26 protein-coding genes and 1 pseudogene are annotated in these 24,437 nt (G+C 74.5%); 16 read left to right on the forward strand and 11 right to left on the reverse strand.

Annotation, left to right across the window (positions count from 1 at the left end; all coding sequences use genetic code 11):
• Window positions 1–52 precede the first annotated feature (52 nt).
• From QE405_RS11045 to allB, 4 genes are read left to right on the forward strand one after another with little or no spacing between them, the layout of a single operon-like run.
• Window positions 53–526: a 2-oxo-4-hydroxy-4-carboxy-5-ureidoimidazoline decarboxylase gene (locus QE405_RS11045; protein ID WP_307200656.1), complete on the forward strand. Its 474-nt coding sequence runs from the start codon at window positions 53–55 to the stop codon at window positions 524–526.
• A gap of 49 nt (window positions 527–575) precedes the next feature.
• Window positions 576–917: a hydroxyisourate hydrolase gene (uraH, locus tag QE405_RS11050; RefSeq protein ID WP_307200658.1), complete on the forward strand. Its 342-nt coding sequence runs from the start codon at window positions 576–578 to the stop codon at window positions 915–917.
• Window position 918: 1 nt separating this feature from the next.
• The gene (pucL, locus tag QE405_RS11055) at window positions 919–1,839 is read left to right on the forward strand and encodes a factor-independent urate hydroxylase (RefSeq protein WP_307200659.1); all 921 of its coding nucleotides are present in this window, start codon (window positions 919–921) and stop codon (window positions 1,837–1,839) included.
• Between the two features lie 10 nt (window positions 1,840–1,849).
• On the forward strand, window positions 1,850–3,181 hold the full coding sequence (allB, locus tag QE405_RS11060; protein ID WP_307200661.1) for an allantoinase AllB: 1,332 nt from the start codon (window positions 1,850–1,852) through the stop codon (window positions 3,179–3,181).
• A gap of 18 nt (window positions 3,182–3,199) precedes the next feature.
• On the opposite strand, the gene QE405_RS11065 is transcribed toward allB, so the two are convergent.
• Both QE405_RS11065 and QE405_RS11070 read right to left on the reverse strand, forming a co-directional pair.
• Window positions 3,200–3,670 carry a thioredoxin family protein gene (locus QE405_RS11065; protein WP_307200663.1) on the reverse strand — a complete coding sequence of 157 codons (471 nt, stop codon included), beginning with the start codon at window positions 3,668–3,670 and terminating at the stop codon, window positions 3,200–3,202.
• 188 nt (window positions 3,671–3,858) lie between these two features.
• On the reverse strand, window positions 3,859–4,329 hold the full coding sequence (locus QE405_RS11070; protein ID WP_307200665.1) for a DUF4259 domain-containing protein: 471 nt from the start codon (window positions 4,327–4,329) through the stop codon (window positions 3,859–3,861).
• 76 nt (window positions 4,330–4,405) lie between these two features.
• On the opposite strand from QE405_RS11070, the gene QE405_RS11075 reads away from it, so the two are divergent.
• From QE405_RS11075 to QE405_RS11105, 7 genes are read left to right on the forward strand one after another with little or no spacing between them, the layout of a single operon-like run.
• Window positions 4,406–5,680, forward strand: a complete 1,275-nt coding sequence (locus QE405_RS11075; RefSeq protein WP_307200667.1) for a pyridoxal-phosphate-dependent aminotransferase family protein — start codon at window positions 4,406–4,408, stop codon at window positions 5,678–5,680.
• Window positions 5,677–6,951 carry an allantoate amidohydrolase gene (locus QE405_RS11080; RefSeq protein ID WP_307200669.1) on the forward strand — a complete coding sequence of 425 codons (1,275 nt, stop codon included), beginning with the start codon at window positions 5,677–5,679 and terminating at the stop codon, window positions 6,949–6,951. Before QE405_RS11075 ends, QE405_RS11080 begins: the two co-directional genes overlap by 4 nt.
• Window positions 6,948–7,772 carry a MurR/RpiR family transcriptional regulator gene (locus QE405_RS11085; protein WP_307200671.1) on the forward strand — a complete coding sequence of 275 codons (825 nt, stop codon included), beginning with the start codon at window positions 6,948–6,950 and terminating at the stop codon, window positions 7,770–7,772. Before QE405_RS11080 ends, QE405_RS11085 begins: the two co-directional genes overlap by 4 nt.
• Window positions 7,772–8,665, forward strand: coding sequence for an FAD binding domain-containing protein (locus QE405_RS11090; RefSeq protein WP_307200673.1), 894 nt, complete (start codon window positions 7,772–7,774; stop codon window positions 8,663–8,665). Before QE405_RS11085 ends, QE405_RS11090 begins: the two co-directional genes overlap by 1 nt.
• Window positions 8,662–11,373: a molybdopterin-dependent oxidoreductase gene (locus tag QE405_RS11095; protein ID WP_307200675.1), complete on the forward strand. Its 2,712-nt coding sequence runs from the start codon at window positions 8,662–8,664 to the stop codon at window positions 11,371–11,373. The genes QE405_RS11090 and QE405_RS11095 overlap by 4 nt, the downstream gene beginning before the upstream one ends.
• Window positions 11,370–11,516: a hypothetical protein gene (locus QE405_RS11100; RefSeq protein WP_307200677.1), complete on the forward strand. Its 147-nt coding sequence runs from the start codon at window positions 11,370–11,372 to the stop codon at window positions 11,514–11,516. The genes QE405_RS11095 and QE405_RS11100 overlap by 4 nt, the downstream gene beginning before the upstream one ends.
• On the forward strand, window positions 11,513–11,854 hold the full coding sequence (locus QE405_RS11105; RefSeq protein ID WP_307200679.1) for a nucleoside deaminase: 342 nt from the start codon (window positions 11,513–11,515) through the stop codon (window positions 11,852–11,854). Before QE405_RS11100 ends, QE405_RS11105 begins: the two co-directional genes overlap by 4 nt.
• Before the next feature lie 159 nt (window positions 11,855–12,013).
• Here QE405_RS11105 and QE405_RS11110 read toward each other — a convergent pair whose 3' ends face one another.
• The 4 genes from QE405_RS11110 to QE405_RS11125 are packed head-to-tail and all read right to left on the reverse strand — an operon-like array spanning window position 12,014 to window position 15,576.
• Window positions 12,014–12,826, reverse strand: a complete 813-nt coding sequence (locus QE405_RS11110) for an ABC transporter permease (protein WP_307200681.1) — start codon at window positions 12,824–12,826, stop codon at window positions 12,014–12,016.
• On the reverse strand, window positions 12,823–13,629 hold the full coding sequence (locus QE405_RS11115) for an ABC transporter permease (protein WP_307200683.1): 807 nt from the start codon (window positions 13,627–13,629) through the stop codon (window positions 12,823–12,825). The genes QE405_RS11110 and QE405_RS11115 overlap by 4 nt, the downstream gene beginning before the upstream one ends.
• A 1-nt stretch (window position 13,630) precedes the next feature.
• Complete coding sequence (locus QE405_RS11120; protein WP_307200685.1) at window positions 13,631–14,464, reverse strand: ABC transporter ATP-binding protein; 834 nt, start codon at window positions 14,462–14,464, stop codon at window positions 13,631–13,633.
• A gap of 2 nt (window positions 14,465–14,466) precedes the next feature.
• Window positions 14,467–15,576, reverse strand: a complete 1,110-nt coding sequence (locus QE405_RS11125) for an ABC transporter substrate-binding protein (RefSeq protein ID WP_307200687.1) — start codon at window positions 15,574–15,576, stop codon at window positions 14,467–14,469.
• A 166-nt stretch (window positions 15,577–15,742) separates the two neighbouring features.
• Between QE405_RS11125 and QE405_RS11130 the strand changes: the two genes are divergently transcribed.
• Complete coding sequence (locus QE405_RS11130) at window positions 15,743–16,795, forward strand: DNA recombination protein RmuC (protein WP_307200690.1); 1,053 nt, start codon at window positions 15,743–15,745, stop codon at window positions 16,793–16,795.
• A gap of 23 nt (window positions 16,796–16,818) precedes the next feature.
• On the forward strand, window positions 16,819–17,211 hold the full coding sequence (locus QE405_RS11135; RefSeq protein ID WP_307200692.1) for a DUF6542 domain-containing protein: 393 nt from the start codon (window positions 16,819–16,821) through the stop codon (window positions 17,209–17,211).
• Between the two features lie 198 nt (window positions 17,212–17,409).
• Here QE405_RS11135 and QE405_RS11140 read toward each other — a convergent pair whose 3' ends face one another.
• The gene (locus tag QE405_RS11140; protein ID WP_307200694.1) at window positions 17,410–18,033 is read right to left on the reverse strand and encodes an L-threonylcarbamoyladenylate synthase; all 624 of its coding nucleotides are present in this window, start codon (window positions 18,031–18,033) and stop codon (window positions 17,410–17,412) included.
• Complete coding sequence (locus tag QE405_RS11145) at window positions 18,033–19,034, reverse strand: 4-hydroxy-3-methylbut-2-enyl diphosphate reductase (RefSeq protein WP_307200696.1); 1,002 nt, start codon at window positions 19,032–19,034, stop codon at window positions 18,033–18,035. Before QE405_RS11145 ends, QE405_RS11140 begins: the two co-directional genes overlap by 1 nt.
• Before the next feature lie 69 nt (window positions 19,035–19,103).
• Between QE405_RS11145 and xseA the strand changes: the two genes are divergently transcribed.
• Window positions 19,104–20,369: an exodeoxyribonuclease VII large subunit gene (gene xseA, locus QE405_RS11150; protein WP_307200698.1), complete on the forward strand. Its 1,266-nt coding sequence runs from the start codon at window positions 19,104–19,106 to the stop codon at window positions 20,367–20,369.
• Window positions 20,362–20,580 (forward strand): exodeoxyribonuclease VII small subunit, encoded by a 219-nt coding sequence (locus QE405_RS11155; protein ID WP_307200699.1) that lies wholly within the window; start codon window positions 20,362–20,364, stop codon window positions 20,578–20,580. Before xseA ends, QE405_RS11155 begins: the two co-directional genes overlap by 8 nt.
• 16 nt (window positions 20,581–20,596) lie before the next feature.
• Here QE405_RS11155 and QE405_RS11160 read toward each other — a convergent pair whose 3' ends face one another.
• Complete coding sequence (locus QE405_RS11160) at window positions 20,597–21,655, reverse strand: glycerophosphodiester phosphodiesterase family protein (RefSeq protein WP_307200701.1); 1,059 nt, start codon at window positions 21,653–21,655, stop codon at window positions 20,597–20,599.
• Window positions 21,656–21,714: 59 nt separating this feature from the next.
• Window positions 21,715–22,308, reverse strand: a complete 594-nt coding sequence (locus QE405_RS11165) for a hypothetical protein (RefSeq protein WP_307200703.1) — start codon at window positions 22,306–22,308, stop codon at window positions 21,715–21,717.
• Window positions 22,309–22,434: 126 nt separating this feature from the next.
• On the opposite strand from QE405_RS11165, the gene QE405_RS11170 reads away from it, so the two are divergent.
• Entirely contained in the window at window positions 22,435–23,481 is a 1,047-nt protein-coding gene (locus QE405_RS11170; RefSeq protein ID WP_307200705.1) for an LLM class F420-dependent oxidoreductase, read from the forward strand.
• 29 nt (window positions 23,482–23,510) lie between these two features.
• On the opposite strand, the pseudogene ligD reads toward QE405_RS11170, so the two are convergent.
• Window positions 23,511–24,437: pseudogene (gene ligD / locus QE405_RS11175) on the reverse strand (non-homologous end-joining DNA ligase); the annotation flags it as partial.

Consider the following 24,437-nt stretch of genomic DNA (forward strand, 5'->3'; position numbering starts at 1 on the left):
CTGGCGCACCCACCCGGACCGGCCGTGGGGCGTCGACAGGAGGGCGACACAGGTGCGGATCGACGAGCTCAACGCGCTCGACGCGGCGACGGCACGCGCGGCGCTGGCCCCGGCGGCCGACGTCGGCTGGTGGCTGGACGCGCTCGTGGCCGGCCGGCCCTACGCGGACGCGCAGGCGCTGCTCACGCTTGCCGCGACGGGGGCCGCGCGGTGGACCGACGCCGACGTGGAGGGCGCCCTCGCCCACCACCCGCGCATCGGCGAGCGGCCGACCGGGGACAGCCCCGAGGCGGCGCTGAGCCGTCGCGAGCAGGGGGCCATCCGGAGTGGCACCGACGCCTCCGACCCGGCCGACCTCGAGCGGGCGATCGCGGCCGGGAACGCGGCGTACGAGGACCGCTTCGGCCGCGTCTTCCTCATCCGCGCGGCGGGCCGCAGCCGGCCCGAGATCCTCGCCGAGCTCGACCGCCGCCTCACGAACGACCCCGACCCGACGCCGAGCGCGCCGAGGTGCACGACCAGCTGACGCAGATCGCGTTGCTGCGCCTGAAGGGCATGCTCGAGGGGAGCCCCACGTGACCACCTGCTCGACGCACGTCCTCGACGCCGCCCGCGGCGTACCGGCCGCCGGCCTGGACGTCACGCTCGCCACGCCCGCCGGGACGACGCTCGCCACCGCCACCACCGACGCCGACGGCCGCATCCGGTGGGACGGACCGCTCGTCGCGGCCGGCGGTACGGCGCAGCTCGACCCCGCGACGTACGTCGTGTCGTTCGCGACGGGTGACTGGTACGCCGCGGCCGGGCGCGACACCTTCTTCCCCCACGTCGACCTCACGGTCGCCCTCCACGGCGCCCACGTGCACGTGGCGCTGCTGCTGAGCCCGTACGCCTACACCACCTACCAGGGGAGCTGACATGGCCGACGGCGACATCGTCCTCGGGGCGAACCAGTACGGGAAGGCCGAGTGCCGCCTCGTGCGCATCGACCGCGAGACGCCGGTGCACCGCATCACCGACCTCACCGTGACCGCCCAGCTGCGCGGCGACTTCACCGCCTGCCACACCGACGGCGACAACAGCCGGGTCGTCGCGACGGACACCCAGAAGAACACGGTCTACGCCTTCGCGCGGGAGCACGGGATCGCCACCCCGGAGACCTTCCTCATGACGCTCGGCCGCCACTTCGTCGAGGGCTTCGAGTGGGTGACCGGCGGGCGCTGGGAGGCGCAGTCCCACGCCTGGGACCGCATCGTCACCGGTGACGGCGAGCACGACCACTCCTTCGTGCGGCGCGGGGAGGAGGTGCGCACCACGGTCGTGCAGAAGGACGGCGACGCGACGTGGGTCGTCTCCGGGCTGAGCGGCTGCACCGTGCTGAAGTCGACGGGCTCGGAGTTCTCCGGCTTCCCCCGCGACCGCTACACGACCCTCGCCGAGACCGACGACCGCATCATGGCGACGTCGGTGACGGCGTGGTGGCGCTACGCGCCCGAGACGCAGGCGGAGCTCGAGGGCCTCGACTTCGACGGTCTGCACGCCGCCGTGCGCGCCGCGCTGCTGTCCACGTTCGCCGAGGTGCACTCGCTGGCGCTGCAGCAGACGCTGTTCGCGATGGGACGACGCGTGCTCGAGGAGCACCCGGAGATCGCCGAGATCCGGCTGTCGTGCCCCAACAAGCACCACTTCCTCGTCGACCTCGCCCCGTTCGGGCTCGACAACCCCGGGGAGGTGTTCTTCGCGGCGGACCGGCCCTACGGGCTCATCCAGGCCACGATCACCCGCGAGGGGCAGCCCGAGGTACCGCAGGCGTGGGCCACCGTGCCCGCGTTCGCCTGAGGGCGCGGCCGTGCGCATCGACGCCGTCCGCGGACGGCAGGTCCTCGTCGGCGACGGCTTCCGGCCCGCCACCGTCGTGGTCCGCGACGGCCGGGTGGCGGAGGTCGCGGACCTCGACCACGAGGTGGCCGGCGTGGTCGTCGAGGCCCCGGACGCGGCGTACGTCGTCCCCGGGGTCGTCGACACCCACGTCCACGTCAACGAGCCGGGACGCACCGAGTGGGAGGGGTTCACCTCCGCGACGCGGGCCGCAGCGCTCGGCGGGGTGACGACCCTCGTCGACATGCCGCTCAACGCGATCCCGCCGACCACGACGGTCGAGCACCTGCGCCTCAAGCAGGCCGCGGCCCGCGGGCAGCTGATGGTGGACGTCGGGTTCTGGGGCGGCGCCGTGCCGGGCAACGTCGCCGACCTCGCACCGCTCTGGGACGCCGGCGTGCTCGGCTTCAAGTGCTTCCTGTCGCCCAGCGGGGTGGACGAGTTCCCGCCGCTCGACGCCGCCGGGTTCCGGGCGGCCCTGCGGGAGGTGGCCCGCTTCGACGGGCTCATGATCGTGCACGCCGAGGACCCCGCCGTGCTGGCGGCCGCACCCCAGGAGCCCGGCGGTTCCTACCGCGACTTCGTGCGCTCGCGGCCCCACGAGGCGGAGACCGCGGCCATCCGGCAGGTGCTCGATGGCGCCCGCGAGACGGGGGCGCGGGTGCACGTGCTGCACCTCTCGAGCGCCCACGCCGTCGAGATGATCGCCGACGCCCGCGCCGAGGGGCTGCGGGTGACGGTGGAGACGTGTCCGCACTACCTGGTGTTCGCGGCCGAGGACATCCCGCACGCGGCGCCGCAGTTCAAGTGCTGCCCGCCCATCCGCGACGCCGGCAACCGCGACGAGCTGTGGACCGCCCTCCAGGCCGGCATCATCGACTGCGTCGTGTCCGACCACTCCCCCGCGACCGCCGAGGAGAAGGGCCGCGGCGACGGCGACCTCCAGCAGGCGTGGGGCGGGATCGCGGGCCTGCAGGTCGGCTTCGCCGCCATGGCCACCGAGGCGCGGCGCCGCGGGATCCCGCTGGAGACGGTCGTGCGGTGGATGGCGCGGAACACGGCCGACCTCGTCGGGTTCACGCGCAAGGGCCGCATCGCGGTGGGCGCCGACGCGGACCTCGCGATCTACGACCCGAGCGTCGCTCTCCGCATCGACGCGACGGAGCTGGCGCACCGCAACCCGATCTCGGCGTACGACGGGCTGCGGCTCGACGGAGCCGTGACCCACACGGTCGTGCGCGGCGACCTGGTCGACCCGGCGCGCCCCGACCACACGTGGGGACGTCAGCTCGAGCGGGAGTGACCGCCGCGCTCCATCCCGTCAGACCGCCGCGTCGAGCCCCGCGAGCACCTGCTGCTTCGTGGGCGCGCCCGCCGCGCGCGTGACCTCGCGGCCCGCGGCGTCGAGCACCAGCGTCGTCGGGGTGCGGAGGATCCCCAGGGTGCGCGTCAGCTCCAGGTGGTGCTCCGCGTCGACCTCGACGTGGGCCACGCCCGGCACGACCTCGGCCACCTCGCCCAGCACCCGGCGCGTGGCCCGGCACGGTGCGCAGAACGCGGACGAGAACTGCAGCAGCGTCGCGCGCTCCCCCGGTGTCTCGACGAGGCCCGCGGCGACGACGGCGTCCCAGGCGGTGGGCCCGGTCGGCTCCGTCCCGGTGGGGTTCTCGGTCGGGGTGGCGATCGCCCGCGGCGTACGGCGCGCGGCGAAGCGCCCGTCGACACGAGCGCGCCAGGCGCCGAAGCCGAGCGCGAGCACGACGGCGGCGATGAGGATCACGACTCCGGTCACGGAGGGGACAACGGTGGTGCGGGTCGCGATGTTCCGGCCCGGCGCTCGGAATTGGGACGTCGGTGCGCCCCGGGCCGCCTCCGGCCCGCCCCATCCGCACAGTTCCGGCCCCGGGCGGGGTTCGGCGCCAACCGCCATCCCGCGTCGTGGCCCCAGCGCCATGGAAAACGGCCCGCTGGGGCCACGACTCAGCGCGACCGCCCGAAGGGCCAGCGGCGACGCCGCGACCCCGGAGGCGCCGCGGGCGCCGCGGGCGCGAGCGGAGCCTGTGGCACCGGTACGCCGCGGGTGCGGTCGAGCAGGGCCCGCAGCTCCGCGCGTGCCCGGGGCAGGAACCCGGCGTCCTCGTCGTCCTCGTCCGCCTCGGCGAGCAGCCGTTCCCCGAGGACCCGCGCGTCTCCGACGAGGCGTTCCGACGGGACCCAGTCACGACGCGGCCATCCGGACACGTAGGGGTGCTGCTCGATGCCGGTCGGATCGACGGCGTACAGCACGAGCGCGACCGCGGCCGCCGGGTCGGCGGCGTCCTCCTCGTCGTCCCAGCGCGCCATCGCCTCGCGCAGGAATCCCTCGACCATCGGTGGCGGCGCCCCGGCCGCGTCCATCGCGACGTCCGCCGCAGCGTCGCTGCCGAACAGCCCCTCGTCCCACGTGCCCATGCCGCCAGCCTGACGCGAAACACACTGCCCCACCACCGAAACACATCCGAAACGGCCGTTTCTTACGGTCAGCCCCATGACACCGTCGTCCGGTCCCCCTGTCCTCACCGAGCAGGTCAACCCGCCGCCGCGCCTGCTCATGGGGCCGGGTCCCATCGACGCCGACCCGCGCGTGCTGCGGGCGATGGCGGCGCCGCTCGTCGGGCAGTACGACCCCGCCATGACGGGCTACATGACCGAGGTCATGGCCCTCTACCGCGGTGTGTTCCGCACGACCAACGAGCACACGCTGCTCGTCGACGGCACCTCCCGCGCAGGCATCGAGGCAGCCCTCGTCAGCCTCCTCGAGCCGGGCGACCGCGTGCTCGTGCCCGTCTTCGGCCGCTTCGGGCACCTCCTCGTCGAGATCGCCGAGCGCTGCGGCGCCGAGGTCCACACCGTCGAGCGGCCGTGGGGCGAGGTGTTCGAGCCCGAGGAGCTGGAGGCGGCGGTCCGCGCCGTACGCCCCAAGGTCGTCGCCGTCGTCCAGGGCGACACGTCGACGACGATGTGCCAGCCGCTCGCCGACCTCGGCGAGATCTGCCGCCGGCACGACGCGCTCCTCTACTGCGACGCGACCGCCTCCCTCGGCGGCAACGTGTTCGAGACCGACGCGTGGGGCATCGACGTCGCCAGCGCCGGGTTGCAGAAGTGCCTGGGCGGCCCGTCCGGCAGCGCCCCGATCACCCTCGGCGAGCGGGCGGTCGCGGTCATTGACGGCCGCCGGCACGTCGAGGCGGGCATCCGCGAGGAGTCCGACGTCGCGCGGGAGCAGGGCGTGCGGATCGCGTCCAACTACCTCGACCTCGCGCAGGTCATGGACTACTGGGGACCGCGCCGCCTCAACCACCACACGGAGGCCACGAGCATGCTGTACGCGGCCCGCGAGTGCGCCCGCATCCTCCTGTCCGAGGGGGTCGACGCCGCCATCGAGCGCCACCGCGTGCACGGTGCCGCGATGCTCGCCGGCGTGCGCGGGCTCGGGCTCGCCGTGTTCGGCGACGTCGCCCACAAGATGCACAACGTCGTGGCCGTCCACGTGCCCGACGGCGTGGTCGCCGACGACGTGCGCGGGGCGATGCTCACCGACTTCGGGATCGAGATCGGCACCTCGTTCGGCCCCCTCCACGGCAAGGTCTGGCGCATCGGCACGATGGGCCACAACGCACGCCGTGACGCCGTGCTCCTCACCCTGGCCGCGCTCGAGCAGGTGCTCCGCGCCGCCGGTGCTCCCGTCGTCGCCGGCGGCGGCGTCGGGGCCGCGCTGGAGTCCTACGCCGACACGGGCGCCGACACGGGCGACGCCGCGTGAGCGCCGCCGAGGTGCTCGCGCGCTGCAGCGAGCTCGACCTGTTCTCCGCCTCGACCACGGGGCTCGAGCGCACCCACCTGACCCCCGAGCACGCGTTGGCCAACCGGCGCGTGGCCACCTGGCTCGAGCAGGCCGGGATGCGGACGTGGCAGGACGCCGCCGGCAACCAGTGCGGCCGCATCGAGGGCCGCACCCCGGGGCTGCCGGCCCTCGTGCTCGGCTCCCACATCGACACGGTGCCCGACGCGGGCAGCTACGACGGGATGCTCGGCGTCGTCATGGCGATCGACGTGGCCCGCAGCCTCGCCGCCGAGGTCGCGACCTGGCCGTGCGCGCTCGAGGTGGTGGCGTTCTCCGACGAGGAGGGCACCCGCTTCGGCACGGCGCTGCTGGGCAGCAAGGCGTTCTCCGGACAGTGGGACGACACGTTCTGGGACCTCCGCGACCGCGAGGGCGTCACGCTGCACCAGGCCTACCTCGACTTCGGTCTCGACCCCCGCCGCCACCACGAGGCGGCCCGCGACCCCGGGTCGCTCGTCGGCTACCTGGAGGCGCACATCGAGCAGGGCCCCTACCTCGAGGCGGCGGACGCCTCGCTGGGCTACGTCACGACGATCGCCGGCGCCCGCCGCTTCCGGCTCACCGTGCACGGGGAGGCCCGGCACGCGGGCGGCACGCCGTACGAGCGCCGCAAGGACGCCCTCGTCGGCGCCAGCCTCGCCATCACCGCGATCGAGCGGATCGCCCGCGAGCGGGGCGTGATCGCGACCGTGGGCCGGATCGAGGCCAGCCCGGGCGCGGTCAACGTCATCGCCGGCCGCGCCGACCTCAGCCTCGACCTCCGCGCGCCGCTCGACAGTGCCCGCGACGCGGCCTGGGACGTCATGGCCGCCGACATCGCCGCCACCTGCGCCGCGCGCGGACTCCGGTTCGAGGCCATCGAGACCCACGCGGCCCCCGCAGCGCCGTGCGCGGGCTGGTTGCAGCAGGCCGTGCGCGACGGCATCACCCGCACCGGCGACCCCGACCCCATGGCGCTGTGGAGTCGCGCCGGGCACGACGCCATGGCGGTCGCCCGCGTCACCGACATCGGGATGCTCTTCCTCCGCTGCTTCGACGGCATCAGCCACCACCCGGGCGAGGACGTCCGCGAGGTCGACGTCGCCGCCGGGCTCGTCGCCCTCGAGGAGGCGGTGCGCTCCGCCGTCCGCGCGTACGACGCGGGAGCGACCACCGCCGTGCCCTCGCCCGCCGTCGGACTGGGGGTGTGAGCGCCGTGCGCATCGACGAGCGGATCGCGACCCACCGCGGAGCCCTGTCCCCGCAGGAGCGGCGGGCGGCCGACACCCTCCTCGAGCACCTCGACGACCTCGCGACCTACCGGGCGGCCGAGCTCGCCGACCTGGCCGGGGTCTCGAAGGCCACGATGAGCCGACTGTTCCGCAGCCTCGGCTACAGCGACTTCGACGAGGTGCGCGAGCACCTCCGCGCGATCCGTGCGGTCGGGGAGCCGCGGGCGACCGACGGCCCGGCGAGCCTGCCGGTCCACGCGCGGGCGGAGGCGGCGGCCATCGCCGCGGCCCTGTCCCGCCCGGCGATCGCCGACGCCGTCGCCGCGCTCGCGGACGCCGCCCACGTCCACGTGGTCGGCTGGCGCAACAGCCACGTCGTCGCGCTCCACCTGCGCCAGCAGCTCGTGCAGGCCCGCCCCCACGTCCGCCTCGCGCCGGCGCCGGGCCAGGTGATGGGCGAGGAGCTCGCCGACGTCGAGCCCGGCGACGTCGTCGTGGTCGTCGGGTTCCGGCGCCGCCCGTCCGGCTTCGGCGCCTTCCTCACCGAGGCCACCCGCACGGGGGCCCGGGTGGTGCTCGTCGGCGACCCCAGCGCCGCGGAGCACCTGGGCCGCATCGGCCGCTCCGGCATCTGGGTGGAGTGCCCGGTCAGCACCGACCTGTCCTTCGACTCCTACGCCGCCGCGATGAGCCTCGTCGCCGTCCTCGCCGACGGGGTGCTCGCGCGCCGCGGTGCCGCCGGGCGGGAGCGCGTCACCAGCATCTCGGCGACCTACCAGCGCCTGGCGGAGGTGGAGTGATGGACCTCGCCGAGCTGCGGGGCGTGCGCGTCCCGCGCACCCTCGACGAGGCGTGGCTGCAGCCCGGGGAGTCGTGGCTCGCGGGCGGGTCGTGGCTCTACTCCACGCCGCAGCCGCACCTGCGCGGCCTCGTGGACCTCACCGGCCTGGGCTGGTCGGCCGTGGAGCCGATCCCGGCGCCGACCCCGGAGCCACACTCCGACGAGCCGGGCGCCGACGAGCCGGGCCTGCGCATCGGCGCGACCTGCACCGTCGCCGCGCTCCTCGCCGCCACCGCGCCCTGGGTCGCGGACCCGCGCCGCGCCAGCGTCGCCGCCCTGGCGCGGCGGTGCGCCGACGCCTTCCTCATGTCGTTCAAGGTGCAGGAGGTCGCGACCGTCGGCGGCAACGTCTGCCTCGGCCTGCCGGCGGGCGCGATGACGTCCTTGGCCGTCGCCCTCGACGCGCGGGCGACCCTGCTGACGGCCGATGGCGGTGCCCGCGTCGTACCGGTCGCCGACCTCGTCACCGGACCCGGCCGCACCGACCGGCGCCCCGACGAGCTGCTCCGCGGGCTCGAGGTCGACGCGGCGGCGCTGACCGCGACGTACGCCGTCCGCACCCTCTCCCTCACCCCGGTCGGCCGCTCCGCCGCCGTCGTGATCGGGCGCCTCGACGCGCCGTCCGGCGCCTGCACGGTCAGCGTGACCGCTGCGACCGACCGCCCCGTCGTGCTGCGCTTCGGCGCCCTGCCCGGCGTCGACGAGCTCGCCGCGGCGGTGGCGGGGATCGCGGAGGAGCGGTGGTACGACGACCCCCACGGCGCCCCCGACTGGCGCGCCCAACTGGCCGGCGTCCTCGCCCGCGAGGTGCTCGACGAGCTGCACGCCGGCACGCGGGAGGTCGCCGCGTGATCGAGGTGAACGGCGTCCCCGTCGATCCGTCGACCGCGCACCCGGGCCAGTGCCTGCGCACCTTCCTGCGGGACACCGGCCACCTCGACGTCCGCAAGGGCTGCGACGCCGGTGACTGCGGCGCCTGCAGCGTGCTCGTCGACGGCACACCGCTGCACTCCTGCCTGGTGCCGGTGCACCGCGCCGACGGCCGCTCCGTCACCACGGCCGCCGGGCTCGGCACGCCCGAGGAGCCGCACCCCGTGCAGCAGCGCTTCGCGGCGGCGGCGGGGTTCCAGTGCGGGTTCTGCACGGCGGGGTACGTCGTGACCGCGGCCGCGCTCGCCGGCCCGGACGGGACGGTGGTCGAGGACGGCTCCGACGAGGGCTCCGAGGGCTCCGACGACGGGCACGCCCTGGCCCGGCGGTTCAAGGGCAACCTCTGCCGCTGCACGGGCTACCGGTCGATCCGGGACGCGCTGGCGGGTCGGACCAACGTCTCCCCCGCCTGCGGCGCCATCGGCTCGTCGCTCGCGGCCCCCGCGGCGCCCCGGGTCGTGACCGGCCGCGAGCCCTACACGCTCGACCTGCCGACCACCGACGTGCTGCACGTCGCGCTCGTGCAGAGCACCGCGCCGCACGCACGGATCACGGTCGACACCAGCGCCGCCGAGGCGGTGCCCGGGGTCCGCTTCGTGCTGACGCACCGCGACGTGCCGGCCACCCTCTTCTCCACCGGCCGCCACCAGAGCCGGCTCGACGACCCCGACGACACCCGGATCCTCGACGACGTCGTGCGCTTCGTCGGCCAGCGCGTAGCCGCCGTCGTGGCCGAGACGCCGCAGGCGGCGGAGGAGGCGGCGCGGCTCGTGGTCGTGGCGTACGACGCGCTCCCCGCCGTCCACGACCCCGACGCCGCCCGCGGTCCGGGGGCCCCGCTGCTGCACGGCGACAAGGACGCGGTGGTCGCGCGGATCAGCGACCCGGCGCGCAACGTGGTCGCGCAGACGCACGGCGAGGTGGGGGACGTCGCCGCCGGCCTGGAGGCCGCCGCGCACCGGGTGCGGGGCACCTGGCGCACCGCGCGCGTCAACCACGCCGCGCTCGAGACCCACGGGGCCCGGGCGTGGGTGGAGCCCGACGGCACCCTCGTCGTGCGCACCTCGACGCAGGTGCCGTTCCTGGTGCGCGACGAGCTGGCGCGCCTCCTCGATCGCGACCCCGCCACCGTGCGGGTCGTCGCGGCGCGGGTGGGCGGCGGGTTCGGCGGCAAGCAGGAGCTCCTCGTCGAGGACCTCGCGGCCGTCGCGGCGCTGCGCACCGCCGCCGAGGGCGACCCCCGACCCGTGCAGCTCGAGCTCACCCGGAACCAGCAGTTCACGATGGTGCCCTGCCGGCACCCGATGCGGGTCACGGTGGAGCTCGGCGCCGACGCCGACGGCGTGCTGACGGCGATGGCCGTCGACGTCCTGTCCGACACCGGCGCCTACGGCAACCACGGCCCCGGCGTGCTGTTCCACGGGTGCCACGAGTCGGTGGCGCTCTACCGCTGCGCCAACAAGCGGGTGGACGCCGAGGCGGTCTACACCAACAACCTCCCCTCGGGCGCCTTCCGCGGCTACGGGCTCGGTCAGGTCGTGCTCGGCATCGAGTCCGCGCTCGACGAGCTGGCCCGCGAGGTCGGCATCAGCCCGTTCGAGATCCGGCGGCGCAACGCCGTCGTGCCCGGCGACGCGTTCGTCGTCAACGGCCCGCCCGACACCGACCTCGGGCACACGGGCGACGGGTTCGCCCAGTGCCTCGACCTGGTGGAGGGGCACCTCGCGACGACGGCGCCCGCCGACGCCGCCCGGGTCCCGGTCCGGCCCGACGGCACCCCGTGGCTCGTCGGCGAGGGCGTGGCGGCGGCCATGATCGCGACCATCCCGCCGCGCGGGCACCACAGCAACGCCACCCTCACCCTCACCTCCGACGGGGTCGTCACCGTCGACGTCGGCACGGCCGAGTTCGGCAACGGCACCGCGACGGTCCACACGCAGCTGGTGGCCTCCACCCTCGGCGTACCGGCCCACCAGGTGCGCCTGCGCACCGGCGACACCGCGACGGCCGGCTTCGACACGGGGGCCTACGGGTCGACCGGATCGGTCGTGGCCGGTACGGCGGTGGCCCGGGCCGCGACGTCCCTGCGCGCCCTGCTGGACGCGGCGGGCGGGGACCCGGCCCGGCTCGACCGCCCGCTGGTCGCGCACGGCTCGTGCGACGGCTCCCCGCGCTCCGTCGCGTTCAACGTGCACGGCTTCCGCGTCGCGGTCGACCCGCGCACCGGCGAGGTCCGCGTGCTGACCTCGGTGCAGGGCGTCGACGCGGCCGTCGTGCTCAACCCCGAGCAGCTCCGGGGCCAGGTCGAGGGCGGGGTCGCCCAGGGCCTGGGCAGCGCGCTGCAGGAGGAGGTCGTGCTCGTCGACGGCGCGCCGACGACGGCGGCGTTCCGCGACTACCGCGTGCCCACCATGGCCGACGTGCCGCCCACGACGGTGCTGTTCGCCGCGACCGTCGACCCGCTCGGCCCGGCCGGTGCGAAGTCGATGAGCGAGGCGCCCTACAACCCCGTCGCCCCCGCCCTGGCCAACGCCGTGCGCGACGCGCTCGGCGTGCGGCCCCACGAGATCCCCCTGAGCCGTGACCGCGTCTGGCGGCTGGCCCGATCGTCCCCCCGAGGAGAGCAATGAGCACCGCCCCGTCCACCGACACCCCCTGGCTCGCTCGCGCCGTCGAGCTCGCCGTCGCCAACGTGCAGGAGGGCGGCGGGCCGTTCGGCGCCGTCGTCGTGCGCGACGGCGCGCTGGTGTGTCCACCGGGCAGAACCGGGTGACGCCCACCCTCGACCCGACCGCCCACGCGGAGGTCCAGGCCATCCGCGCGGCCTGCCGCGAGCTCGGCACCTTCACCCTCGCCGGCTGCGTGCTCTACAGCTCGTGCGAGCCCTGCCCCATGTGCGCCGCCGCCTCCCTGTGGGCGCGGGTCGACCGCGTCGTGTACGCCGCGGACCGCGACGACGCCGCCCGCGGGGGCTTCGACGACCGGGCCTTCTACGACCTCATGGCGACGCCCCGCTCCGACTGGGCCACGCCCGTCGTGCAGGTGCGCCCGGCCGACGCGACCGCACCGTTCGACGCCTGGCTCGCGAAGGACGACCGCGCGGCGTACTGAGGGGGCCGTCGCCCGCCTGGGCCCCCGCCTGGGCCCCCGCCTGGGCAAGGAAAACGCGGACCGGTCGGGCGCGCCCCTCGGCGTGTCGCCCTGACCAGTCCGCGTTTTCTTTCCCCGAGGGGCCCGACCCCCACGACCGGGCCCCCACGACCACACCCCCTACGAGCGCTGGCTCATCCCCATCTCGGCGAGCACGACGTTCTCGAGCAGCTGCACGAGGTTGTAGAGCACCAGCGTCACCAGCGTCACCATCGCGACGCAGGCCCACAGGTTGTCGAACTGCGCGCCGGCGTTGAACTTCACGATGTTGCCGCCGATGCCCGTGCCGGTGGAGAGCCACTCGGCGAGCAGCGCCCCCGTGACGGCGCCGGGCACGGAGACCCGGGCGGCCGCGAAGAGCGACGGCAGGGCGCCCGGCACGGCGACCTTGCGGAGCGCGGAGAGGTTGCCCCCGCCGTACACGCGCACCAGGTCGAGGCTCTGCCGGTTGGCCTGGCTGAGCCCGAACAGCACCGACGCGAGCGCCGGGAACAGCACCACGATCGTGCCGATCACCGCCACCGACGCGGTGGTGCCGCGGCCGGTGAGCAGCATGATCACCGGTGCGATCGACACGAGCGGGATGCTGCGCAGCAGGAGCGCGAGCGGCATGACGCCCGCCTCGACGGTCTTCGACAGCGTGAAGGCCATGGCGAGCGCGACGGCGATGAGCATGCCGACGACGAACCCGATGCTCGCGTCCTTCAGGGTCGACCACAGCAGCGGCACGAGCGCGTCGCGCCGCTCCGCCGCGGTCGTGAAGGCGTCGGGGTCGGTGACGAAGAGGTGGTTCCAGACGTCGATGGGGCCCTTGGCGACGTAGGGCGAGATCCCGCCCCACGACACCACCGCCTGCCACAGCGCGAGCACGACGACCAGGGTGAGCACCGCGTTGAGGAGTCCCCGCCCGGCGGCCCGGGCCACGGCGTTCACGCGGCCCGCCCGGAGATCCAGGGGGTCAGCAGGCGGGAGACGAGGCCGAGGGCCGCGTACCCGAGCATCGCCACCAGCGCGCACAGCAGGAAGACCGCCCACACCCGCTCGGCGTCGAGGTTGCCCTGCAGGCGGATCAGCGTGATGCCGACGCTGCGGTCGGTGGCACCCATGTACTCCCCCAGCACCGCACCGAGGAACGACGTCGGTACGGCGATCTGGAGGGCGTTGAGGATCGAGGGCAGCGCGGCCACGAGCCGCACCTTGCGCAGCTGCGTGAACCGACCCCCGCCGTACACGCTGATGACGTCGAGCGACGCCTTGTCCGCCGCCTTGAAGCCGAGCAGCGCCCCCACCACGGTGGTGAAGAAGACGCTGAGGGCGGCGAGGAAGATCGCCGTCGACGACGGGTCGCCGGGCTGGTCGGCGCCGCCGAGCACGACGATCGCGATGCCGCCGACCGCGACGAGCGGCAGGCAGTAGCTCACGACCGCCACCTGCGTCACCACCGTCTCCAGCTGCGGCAGCACGAGCACCGTCGAGGCCAGGAGGAGCGCCAGCGCGTTGCCCCACAGGAACCCCCACGCGGCCTCGGTGAGGGTGACGCTGAAGAAGGTCCAGTACGACGCGAACCCGTCCTCCAGGAGCGTCCGCACCACCGCGAAGGGCGACGGGACGGGCGTGAAGTCCGTGCCCTCGGCGGGCGTGAAGGCCGTGACGGAGAGCAGCCACCAGCCGCCCACGAGCACGACGGTCCCGATGATCCCGGCGAGCCAGCCGGGCACCCGGCGCTCGCCCACCACGTCAGTGCCCCCCGCCGGCCGGTCCCGCGTGGCCGAAGAGGATCTCGGAGGCACGGTCCACCAGCGCGTGGAACTCGGGCGTCCGCATCATCTCCGGCGTGCGGGGCCGCGGCAGGTCGACCTCGATGATCTCCTTGACGCGACCCGGGCGGGCCGACATGACGGCCACCTGGTCGGACAGGAAGATCGCCTCGGCGATGCCGTGCGTCACCAGGAGCGTCGTCGCGGGCTTCTCCGTCCAGATGCGGAGCAGCTCGAGGTTGAGGTTCTGCCGGGTCATGTCGTCGAGCGCGCCGAACGGCTCGTCGAGCAGCAGCACCGACGGCTTGAGCACCAGGGCGCGGGCGATCGAGACGCGCTGGCGCATGCCCCCGGAGAGCTGCGCGGGCTTCGCCTTCTCGAAGCCCCGGAGGCCGACGAGGTCGATGAGCTCGTCGACGTACGCCGTGTCGACCGACTTCCCGGCCACCTCGAACGGCAGCCGGATGTTCTTCTCGACGCTGCGCCACGGGAGCAGCGCGTGGTCCTGGAAGGCGATCCCGAGCTCGGAGTCACGACGCAGCTCCCGCGGGGTCTTGCCGTCGACGAGCGCCTGGCCGGTCGTCGGCGTCTCGAGGTCCGCGAGGATGCGCAGGATGGTGGACTTGCCGCACCCCGAGGGGCCCAGGAGCGCGAGGAACGAGCCCCGGTCGGTGTGGAGGTCCGTGTCCTCCAGCGCCTGCACGGTCTTGCCGCGCGAGCCCTTGAACGTCTTGCTCAGCCCGGTGATCCGGAGGCCGGTGCCGCTGCGGGCACCGGCCCCCTCGCTCGTGGCGGTGGTGGTGGGAGCGGTCATGATCAGGGCTGGTAGTCGATCAGGTCGGGGTTCTCGGCGTAGATCTCGTCGATGATCGACGTGTCGAAGATCTGGTCCGTCTCGACGTCCCAGCCGGCGGCGCCGAGCGACGCCACGGTCTGCTCCTGGAGCTCGTCGGAGATCGTGAACAGGCCGTTCTCCTCGGTCTCGTCGGTGGAGATCAGCTCCTTCGTCGCCTCGAGGGCGAGGCCGGTCTTCTCCGGGTCGAGCGCGCCGAAGACGGACTCGAGGCCCTCCGCGTTCTCGGAGGCGGCGGCGTTGTAGTACTCCACGACCAGGTCGACCGAGTCGTCCGTCGACTCCGTGAAGACGTCGCTCCAGCCCTTGATCTCGGCGATGAGGAACTGCTTGAGGAGCTCCCGGTTCTCGGCGAGGTACTGGTCGGTCACCGTGAAGGTCTCGGCGACGAAGGGCACGCCGTTCTCGGCGTACGGCAGGTTCGTGACCTCGTAGCCCGCCAGCTCCACGGTCAGCGACTCGTTCGTCAGGTAGGCCATGAAGCCGTCGACGTCACCGTTCATGAGGGGCGTCGGGTCGAAGTCGACCGGCACGATCTCCACGTCGTCCTCGGAGAGGCCGTTGGCCGCGAGCAGCGCGCGGAAGACGCTGGCGTTGGAGTCCTGCACGCCGATCTTCTTGCCGACCAGGTCCTCCGGCGTCGCGATGTTGCCGCCGTCCGCCAGGGACAGGATCGTGAACGGGTTCTTCTGGAAGGTCGCGCCGATGATCTTCAGCGGTGCGTCCTGCTCGGCGACGGCCGCGCCGACCGAGGCGGAGTCGCTGAGCGCGACCTGCACCGTGCCGCTCAGGAGCTTGGCGACACCGGTGTCGGGGCCCGAGATCCCGTTCACCGCGTCGAAGCCGGCCTCGTCGTAGTAGCCGTTCTCGTAGGCGTAGAACTCGCCCGCGAACTCCTCGTTCTTGATCCAGGAGTACTGCACGCTGATCTCGCCGAAGCCGTCCGAGCCCGAGGCGTCGGAGTCGTCGCCTCCGCAGGCGGCGAGGCTGCCGGCCAGGACGAGGGCGGACGCGGCGGCGAGCAGCGGGCGACGGGCGTCGCGCAGCTGCTGCAGGCGTGAGGAGAGGGACATGGGTTTCCTTCCACGTGCGTTGCTCGGGTGCACCGGAAGTTAGTGATCGATCGTTTCACGCACCGTTCCTCCCGTTTCGCGGCTGTAACAACTGTTTCTCGGTTTCCTGTGGTCCAGACCGGGCGCCGCTCCCAGAACCGTCGGTGGCGCCGTCCATGCTGGCGCCATGGACCTGCTCGATGTGGTGACCGCGCTGCTGCTGCTCCTCGTCGGGGGAGCGGTCGGCTGCCTCGTCGGCGTGCTCTGGAGCCGGGCGCGCACGGCCCCGCAGGAGGCGGTCGACGCCGGACGCCTGGCCGAGGGGATCGACCGGCTCGGAGACCAGCTGGCCGACCTCCACCACGACCGCGCCACCTGGCAGGGCGAGCTCGCCGCCCAGGTGGCCGACATGCGCCACCAGACCGGGGAGCTGCGCCGCGAGACCCACGGCCTGGCGACCGCTCTGCGCCGTCCGACCGTGCGCGGCCGTTGGGGGGAGCTCCACCTGCGGCGCGCCGTGGAGCTCGCCGGAATGGTCGACCGCTGCGACTTCACCGAGCAGACGCCGCTCGACGACGGCGCACTGCGCCCCGACCTGGTCGTGCGCCTGGCGGGGGGCCGCACCGTGGTGGTCGACGCGAAGGTGCCGCTCGACGGCTACCTCGACGCGAGCGTCCTCGACCCGGTCGACCCGGCGGAGGTGGAGCAGCACCGCGCCCACCTGGCGCGCCACGCCCGACAGCTGCGGGCCCACGTCGACGTGCTCGGTGCGCGGCGCTACTGGGCGGCGCTCCCGTCGTCGCCCGAGTTCGTCGTGCTGTTCGTGCCGGGCGACGCGTTCCTCGCGGCCGCGCTCGAGGCCGACCCGGGGCTGATGGAGCACGCCGCCGGCCGCCAGGTCGTGCTCGCCACGCCGACGACCCTCATCGCGCTGCTGCGCACCGTCGCGCTGGGCTGGCGGCAGGAGGCGCTCGCCGAGCAGGCCGCGGAGATCCAGCGCACCGGGCGGGAGCTGCACCAGCGGCTGCGCACGTGGGCCGACCACCTCGACCAGCTGGGTCGCTCGCTGGGGGCGGCGACGCGGCACTACAACAGCGCCGTCGGCTCGCTCGAGTCGCGGGTGCTGGTCTCCGCCCGGCGGCTGGGCGACCTGGGGGTCACGGACGAACCGCTGCCCGGCCCCCGGGAGGTGCGGGAGCTGCCCCGTGACCCGGGCGGCGCGTCGAGCCGGGGAGCCTGAGCGTCGGGACCTACCCTGTCGCCGTGAGCCTGCTCGAGGCCGCCCGCGGGACGGGCACCGAGCCCGGACCCCGGGTCGCGGTCGTCGGCGCGCTCGGGATGCTCGCCATCCTGGCGGTGGACCTCGGGCTCGGCGGCCGGGTCAGCTCGTTCTTCGACCTCAGCTTCATCGTGCTCTGCCTCGTGCTCGCCGTGCGCGCCGACCGATCGGCGTTCTTCGCGGTGGGCATGACCCCGCCGCTGCTGATGCTGGCCGCGTTCACGGCGATCGCCCTCGTGTCCCCCGGCGCCCTGGCGCGGCCGGAGGACGGCGCGGTCCAGGCCCTCGTCAGCGGGATGCTGCTCCACGCACCGGGCCTCGCAGCGGGCTACGCCCTCTGCCTGCTCACGCTCGGCGCCCGCATGACCCAGGACTGAGCGCGGCGAGCTGTCACGTACGCCGCGGTCGGATCCACCCCCACCGCACATTTCGCGCCTCGGGCGGTACGGCGCGGGTTCGCCCGGGCTCGGAAATGTGCGCCTGGGACAGGTCGGAGGCGGTCGGACCCACCCCCACCGCACAGTTCGCGAACCGGCGCGGCGCCGGAACCGGATCCGGCCGAGGCCCTCCGCCGCTCAGGCCTCGAAGCGGCTCGGGTCGCCCGCGCCGTACCGCACGATCTCCGGCACGTCCTCCGACCAGTCGACGACCGTCGTCGGCACGGCCGGGGTCTCCCCCGCCTCGATGACGATGTCGACGTCGTGGTCGAGGTCCTCCTTGACCTCCCAGCCGATCGTGCGGGGCTCGGCCTCGCCCGGCAGGATCAGGCTGCTGGTCAGCAGCGGCTCGCCCAGCTCGGCGAGGAGCGCCTCGACGACCGGGTGCTCCGGGATGCGCACGCCCACCGTCTTCTTCTTGGGGTGCATCAGCTGCTTCGGCACCTCGCGGGTGGCCGGGAGGATGAACGTGTAGGGGCCCGGCGTCGCCGACTTCACCGACCGGAACGCGTGGTTGGACACGTGCACGAAGTGGCCGAGCTGGGAGAAGTCGGCGCACATGAGCGTGAAGTGGTGCTTGTCGTCGAGCTGGCGGATCCGGAGGATCCGGTCCTTGCCGTCGCGGTTGCCGAGCCGGCAGCCGAGGGCGTAGCCCGAGTCGGTCGGGTAGGCGATGAGGGCGTCGTCCCGCAGCGCCTCCACGACCTGCGCGACGAGGCGCGGCTGCGGGTCGACCGGGTGCAGGTCGAGGAAGCGGGCCATCAGGAGCGCCCGGCGGCCTTGAGGTCGCGTCGCAGCTCGGGCGGCAGCGCGAAGATGAGCGACTCCTCCGCGGTCTTCACGGCACGGGCGTCGGGGTAGCCCCGCTCGGCGAGGAAGCCGAGCACGCCCTCGACGAGGTCCTCGGGCACCGAGGCGCCGGAGGTGACGCTCACCGTCTGCACGCCGTCGAGCCAGGCCTCGTCGATCTCGGACGCGTCGTCCACGCGGTAGGAGGCCTTGGCGCCCGCCTCGAGCGCGACCTCCACGAGGCGCACGGAGTTCGACGAGTTGGCCGAGCCGACCACGATCACGAGATCGGCGCCCTGGCCGATCTCCTTGACCGCGACCTGGCGGTTCTGCGTGGCGTAGCAGATGTCGTCGGACGGCGGGTCCTCCAGCTGCGGGAACTTCTCGCGTAGGCGACGCACCGTCTCCATCGTCTCGTCGACGCTGAGCGTCGTCTGCGAGAGCCAGGACAGCTTGGTGCCCTCGGGGAACTCGAGGTCGGCGACGTCGTCGGGGGTCTCGACGAGGGTGATGTGGTCGGGCGCCTCGCCCGCCGTGCCCTCGACCTCCTCGTGACCGGCGTGGCCGATGAGCAGGATCCGGTAGCCCTCGCCCGCGAACCGGCGCGCCTCGTGGTGCACCTTCGTGACGAGCGGGCACGTCGCGTCGATGGTCTTGAGCGAGCGCTCCGCGGCCTCGGCGTGCACCATCGGCGAGACGCCGTGGGCCGAGAACACCACGGTGGCGCCCTCGGGGACCTCCGCGACCTCCTCGACGAAGATCGCGCCGCGCTCCTCCAGGGTGCGCACCACGTGCTTGTTGTGCACGATCTGCTTGCGCACGTAGACCGGCGCGCCGTAGAGGTCGAGGGCCTTCTCGACGGTGATCACGGCCCGGTCGACGCCCGCGCAGTAGCCCCGCGGAGCGGCGAGCAGCACGGCGCGCTCGGCGTCGTCGCGCGGCAGGAGTCGCGGCGTACCCAGGTCGGTGCTCATGGGGCCCGAGTCTAGGCGAGGGGGGCACGCGGGGCAGAACCGTCGGCGGCAGGCCCTAACCTCGTGCGCGTGGCCCTGGAGACCTCCCTCGAGCAACCGGCCCCGGTGCGGCAGATCGCGACGGCGATCGCCGGCTGGGTCGACCGGCTCGGTGCCGTGTGGGTCGAGGGCCAGATCGCCCAGGTCAACCGTCGCCCGGGGATGAGCACCGTGTTCATGGTGCTGCGCGACACCGTCGCCGACCTGTCCGTGACGCTCACCTGCTCGCGCACGCTCTTCGACAGCCTCAACCCGCCGCTCGTCGAGGGCGCGGGGGTCGTGGTCCACGCCAAGCCGTCGTTCTACCCCAACCGCGGCACGCTCTCGCTGGCCGCGCGCGAGATCCGCATGGTCGGGCTGGGCGAGCTGCTGGCGCGGCTCGAGCGGCGTCGCCAGCTGCTGGCCGCCGAGGGCCTCTTCGCGCCCGACCTCAAGCGCCCGCTGCCGTTCCTGCCCGGCGTCGTCGGGCTCGTCACGGCGCCCGGGTCCGCGGCGGAGCGCGACGTGCTCGAGGTCGCCCGCCGGCGGTGGCCGGCGGTGCGGTTCGAGGTGGCGTACGCCGCGATGCAGGGCCCGCGCAGCGCCGGCGAGGTCATCGAGGCCGTCGAGCGGCTCGACCGCGACGCGGCGGTCGACGTCATCGTCGTGGCGCGGGGCGGCGGGTCGGTGGAGGACCTGCTGCCCTTCTCCGACGAGGGGCTCGTGCGGGCCGTCCACGCGGTGCGCACCCCGGTGGTGTCCGCGATCGGCCACGAGCCCGACTCCCCCCTGCTCGACCTCGTCGCCGACTGGCGGGCCGCGACGCCGACCGACGCCGCCAAGCGCGTGGTGCCCGACGTCGTCGAGGAGCAGCAGCAGGTGGCCGCCGCCCGCGACCGCGCACGCCGCGTGCTGGCGCACTGGATCGCGCGGGAGCAGGCGGCGCTCGACGCGCTCCGCTCGCGCCCGGCGATGGCCGACCCGCGCCACCTCCTCGAGGTGCGCCGCGAGGAGGTCACGGCCCTCCGCGACCGGGCCCGCGTCACGCTGCGCCACCGGCTCGACCGTGCCGGCGACGACGTCGAGCACCGCCGCGCCCGGGCCGAGGCGCTCTCGCCGCTGGCCACCCTCCGGCGGGGCTACGCCGTGCTGCAGACCGCCGACGGCGCCGTCGTCACGTCGCTCGCGCAGACCACGCCGGGGGCCGACGTCACGGTGCGGGTCGCCGACGGGCGCCTCCACGCGACGACGACGCGGCTCGAGCCGCTCGCCGACCCGACCCACCCGACCGAACCAGCGGAGGACGACGATGCCTGAGACGACCGGCACGAGCGAGAGCCTGTCCTACGAGAAGGCCCGCGACGAGCTCGTCGACGTCGTGCGCCGCCTGGAGAGCGGTGGCACGACCCTCGAGGAGTCGCTCGCCCTGTGGGAGCGGGCCGAGCTCCTGGCCCGCACGTGCCAGACCTGGCTCGACGGCGCCCGCGAGCGGCTCGACGCCGCCGTGGGCGCCGACACCGACGACTGATCTCGCCGGCCGACCCTCAGGCCCGGCTGCGCAGCACCTCGAGCACGATCTCGGGGTGGTCGGTCGTGATGCCGTCGACACCGGCGTCGAGGAAGGCCGCCGCCTCGGCGGCGAGGTCGCCGAACGCCGCCTCGTCGGACGGGTCGGACGACGAGCGCAGGTCGGTCGGCAGGAACCGGTTCTCGGCCCGCAGGGTCCAGACCTGCACGGTCAGCCAGCGCCGGTGGGCGTCGCGCACGAGCGGGGTCGGCGCCCCGAGCTCCCCGTCCGGGCCCGGTGCCAGCACGAGGGCCTTGGCGACGCCGATCCCGTCGGCGTACTCCTCGATGCGCGCGAGGCCCTCCGGGGTGGTCATGGCGGCGTACGTCGCGGGCACGCCCGCGAGGTGGACGTCGGGGGGCGAGGGGGTGGCGGCGTCGAGCAGCTGCACCACCTGCACCCGCGTGCGCTGCGCGAGGCGGCGCAGCACCTCCACCTCGAACGACATGACGGTGACGCGGGCCCGGGGGTGGTCGAGGTCGTGGCGCCGCAGCGTGTCGAGGAGCGCGCCCTCGTAGTCGAGACCCCGGTCGCGCGCGTGCTCGACGTGCTTGAGCTCGAGCATGATGCCCACGCCCCGGCCGCGCCGCACCGACTCGGCCTCGACCATGGCGAGCACCTCGGTGAGCGTGGGCACGCCCTCCTGCCCGTCGTGGGCGGCCGACGAGGGCCGCAGGTGGGGGAAGCGCTCCCGCGCCGTCAGCGTCTTGATCTCCGCGACGGTGAGGTCCTCGGCGAACCACCCCGTGGCGAGGGTCCCGTCGACGAGCCTCTCGGTGCGGCGGTGGGCCAGCTCCGGTCGGGTGGCGACGTCGGTCGTGACCGACAGCTCGTTCTCGTGGCGGGCGACGAGGACGCCGTCCGCGGTGCAGACGAGGTCCAGCTCGATGTCGTCGACGCCGCAGCGGATGGCCGTGCGGTAGGCCTCGAGCGTGTGCTCGGGCCGCCAGCCGGACGCGCCGCGGTGGGCGGTGACGCCCGGGGTGACGACGAGGCTGGCGCGGGTCCGCGGCCGGGTCGCGAGGGTGACCGTCACGCGTTCGAGAGCACCAGCCGCGGACGACGCCCGGCTGACCCCCAGGTGTCGTCCAGGTGTCAGGCGGTCGGCGGCTCCGCGTCGCCCGGCTCCACGTCGCCCGGCTCCGCGTCGCCCGGCTCCGCGTCGCCCGACTCCGCCTCGCTGGCCGAGAGTGCGGCGCGGAAGGCGTCGAGCGCGTCGTACCCGGCCCGCGTCAGCTCCCAGACGCCCGGCCCGCCCGAGCGCAGCAGCCCGGCGTCGAGCATCGCGCGGCGCTCCTTCTGCGCCGCGGTGCGCCAGCGCAGCTCGCCGCTGGGCCCGACGGCCAGGTCGTCGCGCTGGAGCACGTCGGCCATGCGTCGGCCGAGCGCCTCGAGCGCCGGCTCGCGCTCGATGCGGCCGTCGGACGCGGCGACCACGGAGAGCAGGTAGGGCCGGTAGGCCGCCTGGGGCGTGCGGCCGGGCTTGGTGATCGGCGACCGACGCACGGGGGCCGGGGCGGGGGTGCCCGGCACGCGGGTCGCGCTCGCCCGCGGGACGCTCGACCGCACCGCCGTCGACGGGGTGCCCGCGTCGGCCACCCGCGACGTGCGCACCCGCGACGCCTTCGGCTCGGGGGCCGGCGGCGGGGGCGGCGGGGGCGCACCGTGGGGGCAGCTGATCAGGGACATGTCACAGTGGTCGCACCACGCGTCCGAGCTCACGGACCCCACCTTAGAGCGCCGCCGCGGGCGCGTTCCAAGCCGGCGCCGCCGCGACGCTTGTCACCGTGACAGTGGTGCTGTCATGGTGGCGCCATGACACTGCGCATCGCGACCCTGCTGAACTACTCCGGCAACCCCCGCGACGCGGCCGACGAGGTCGCCGCCTGGGAGAAGGCCGGGCTCGACTCCGTGTGGGTCCCGGAGGCGTACGGCTTCGACTCCCCCACGCTCATGGGCTACCTGGCCGCCAAGACGGAGACCGTGAAGATCGGCTCCGGCATCCTCAACATCTTCTCGCGCACGCCCGGTGCGCTGCTGCAGACCGCGGCCGGCCTCGACAACGTCTCGGGCGGCCGCGCGATCCTCGGCCTCGGCGCCTCCGGTCCGCAGGTCATCGAGGGCTTCCACGGCGTGCCCTACGAGAAGCCGCTCGGCCGCACCCGCGAGATCGTCGACATCGTGCGCCGCGGCCTGCGCCGCGAGCCGCTCGAGAACGACGGCATCGTGAAGCTCCCGCTGACCAAGGAGCAGGGCGCCGTGACGGGGCTCGGCAAGCCGCTGAAGATCCTCACCAAGCCGGAGCGCTCCTCGATCCCGATCTGGATCGCCGCGCTGGGCCCGAAGAACGTGGAGCACACGGCGGAGTACGCCGACGGCTGGATCCCCCACCTCTTCCACCCGGAGAAGGCGGCGGACGTGTGGGGCGAGTCGCTCGCGAAGGGCGCCGCCAAGCGACCCGAGGAGCTCGGCTCCCTGCAGGTCATGGCCGGCGGCCTCCTCGCGATCGGCGAGGGCGAGGAGACCCGCGCGGCGCTCGACCTCGCACGCCCGACCTTCGCCCTGTACGTCGGCGGCATGGGCGCCAAGGGCAAGAACTTCTACAACGACGTCGCGCGGGCCTACGGCTACGAGGAGGAGGCGGAGAAGATCCAGGACCTCTACCTGTCCGGCAAGAAGAAGGAGGCCGAGGCCCTCGTCCCGACCGAGTGGCTCGAGGCCGCCAACCTCGTCGGTCCGGCGTCGTACGTGAAGGAGCGGCTGGCCGCGTTCGAGGCGGCGGGCGTCACCGACATCAACGTCACCCCCGCCACGGCCGACCCGACCGCCACGATCGCGCAGCTGAAGGAGCTCATCGGCTGACGGATCAGCCCCGCAGCGAAGAGGTCCCCCTGGGCCTCGACCCGCTCGAGCACCTCGGTGAAGGTGAGCTGGTCGATGTCGAGGGGGTCCTCCGCTCCGGCCACGACCTCGTCCCAGGTGAGGGGCGCGGCGGCGTAGGGCCGGTCGCGACCGCGGAGGGAGTACGGCGCGACCGTGGTCTTGGACCCGGCGTTCTGCGACCAGTCCAGGAAGACCTTGCCGCCGCGCCGCTGCTTGGTCATCGACGCCGTGACCAGGCCGGGGTGGTCCCGCTGGAGCTGCTCGGCGACCGCGCGGGCCAGGTCGGTGGACTCGGTGCTGTCCGCGGGCGCCTCACCCCGCGGGAGGGCGTCGAGCGCGGCGTACAGGTGGAGGCCCTTGCTGCCGCTCAGCACGGGGGTCGCCTCGAGCCCCCGGTCCTCGAGCAACCCCCGCACCAGGAGCGCCACCTCGCAGCACTCGCCGAGGCCGGCCGGCTCGCCCGGGTCGAGGTCGATGACGATCCGGTCGGGCCGGCGGGAGCGACCGGTGCGGCCCACCCGCCACTGGTGCACGTGCAGCTCCAGGGCCGCCAGGTTCACGACCCACGTGAGGGTGGCGAGGTCGTCGATCACGGGGAAGACGAGGGTGCCCTCCTGCGCGGCCTCCCCGGTCGACCGCGCCCGCCGGGACCCCGTCGTCGAGACCTCGGCGGTGCGCACCCACGGCGGCGTGCCGGTGGGCGCGTTCTTCTCGAAGAAGCTGGGCCGGCCGGTGCCGTGGGGCCAGCGCACCCGCGTCACGGCGCGGTCGCGCAGCTGCGGCAGCAGCACGGGGGCGATGCGGGCGTAGTAGTCGAGCACCTCGCCCTTGGTGGTCCCCGTCGCCGGGTAGAGCACCTTCTCCAGGTTGGTCAGGCGCAGCACGCGGCCGTCGACCTCGACCCTGACCTCGGTCCCCTCGCCCTGTGCCGGCAC

It is taken from the genome of Nocardioides zeae (genome assembly GCF_030818655.1).
GTDB classification, from domain to species: Bacteria; Actinomycetota; Actinomycetes; order Propionibacteriales; family Nocardioidaceae; genus Nocardioides; species Nocardioides zeae_A.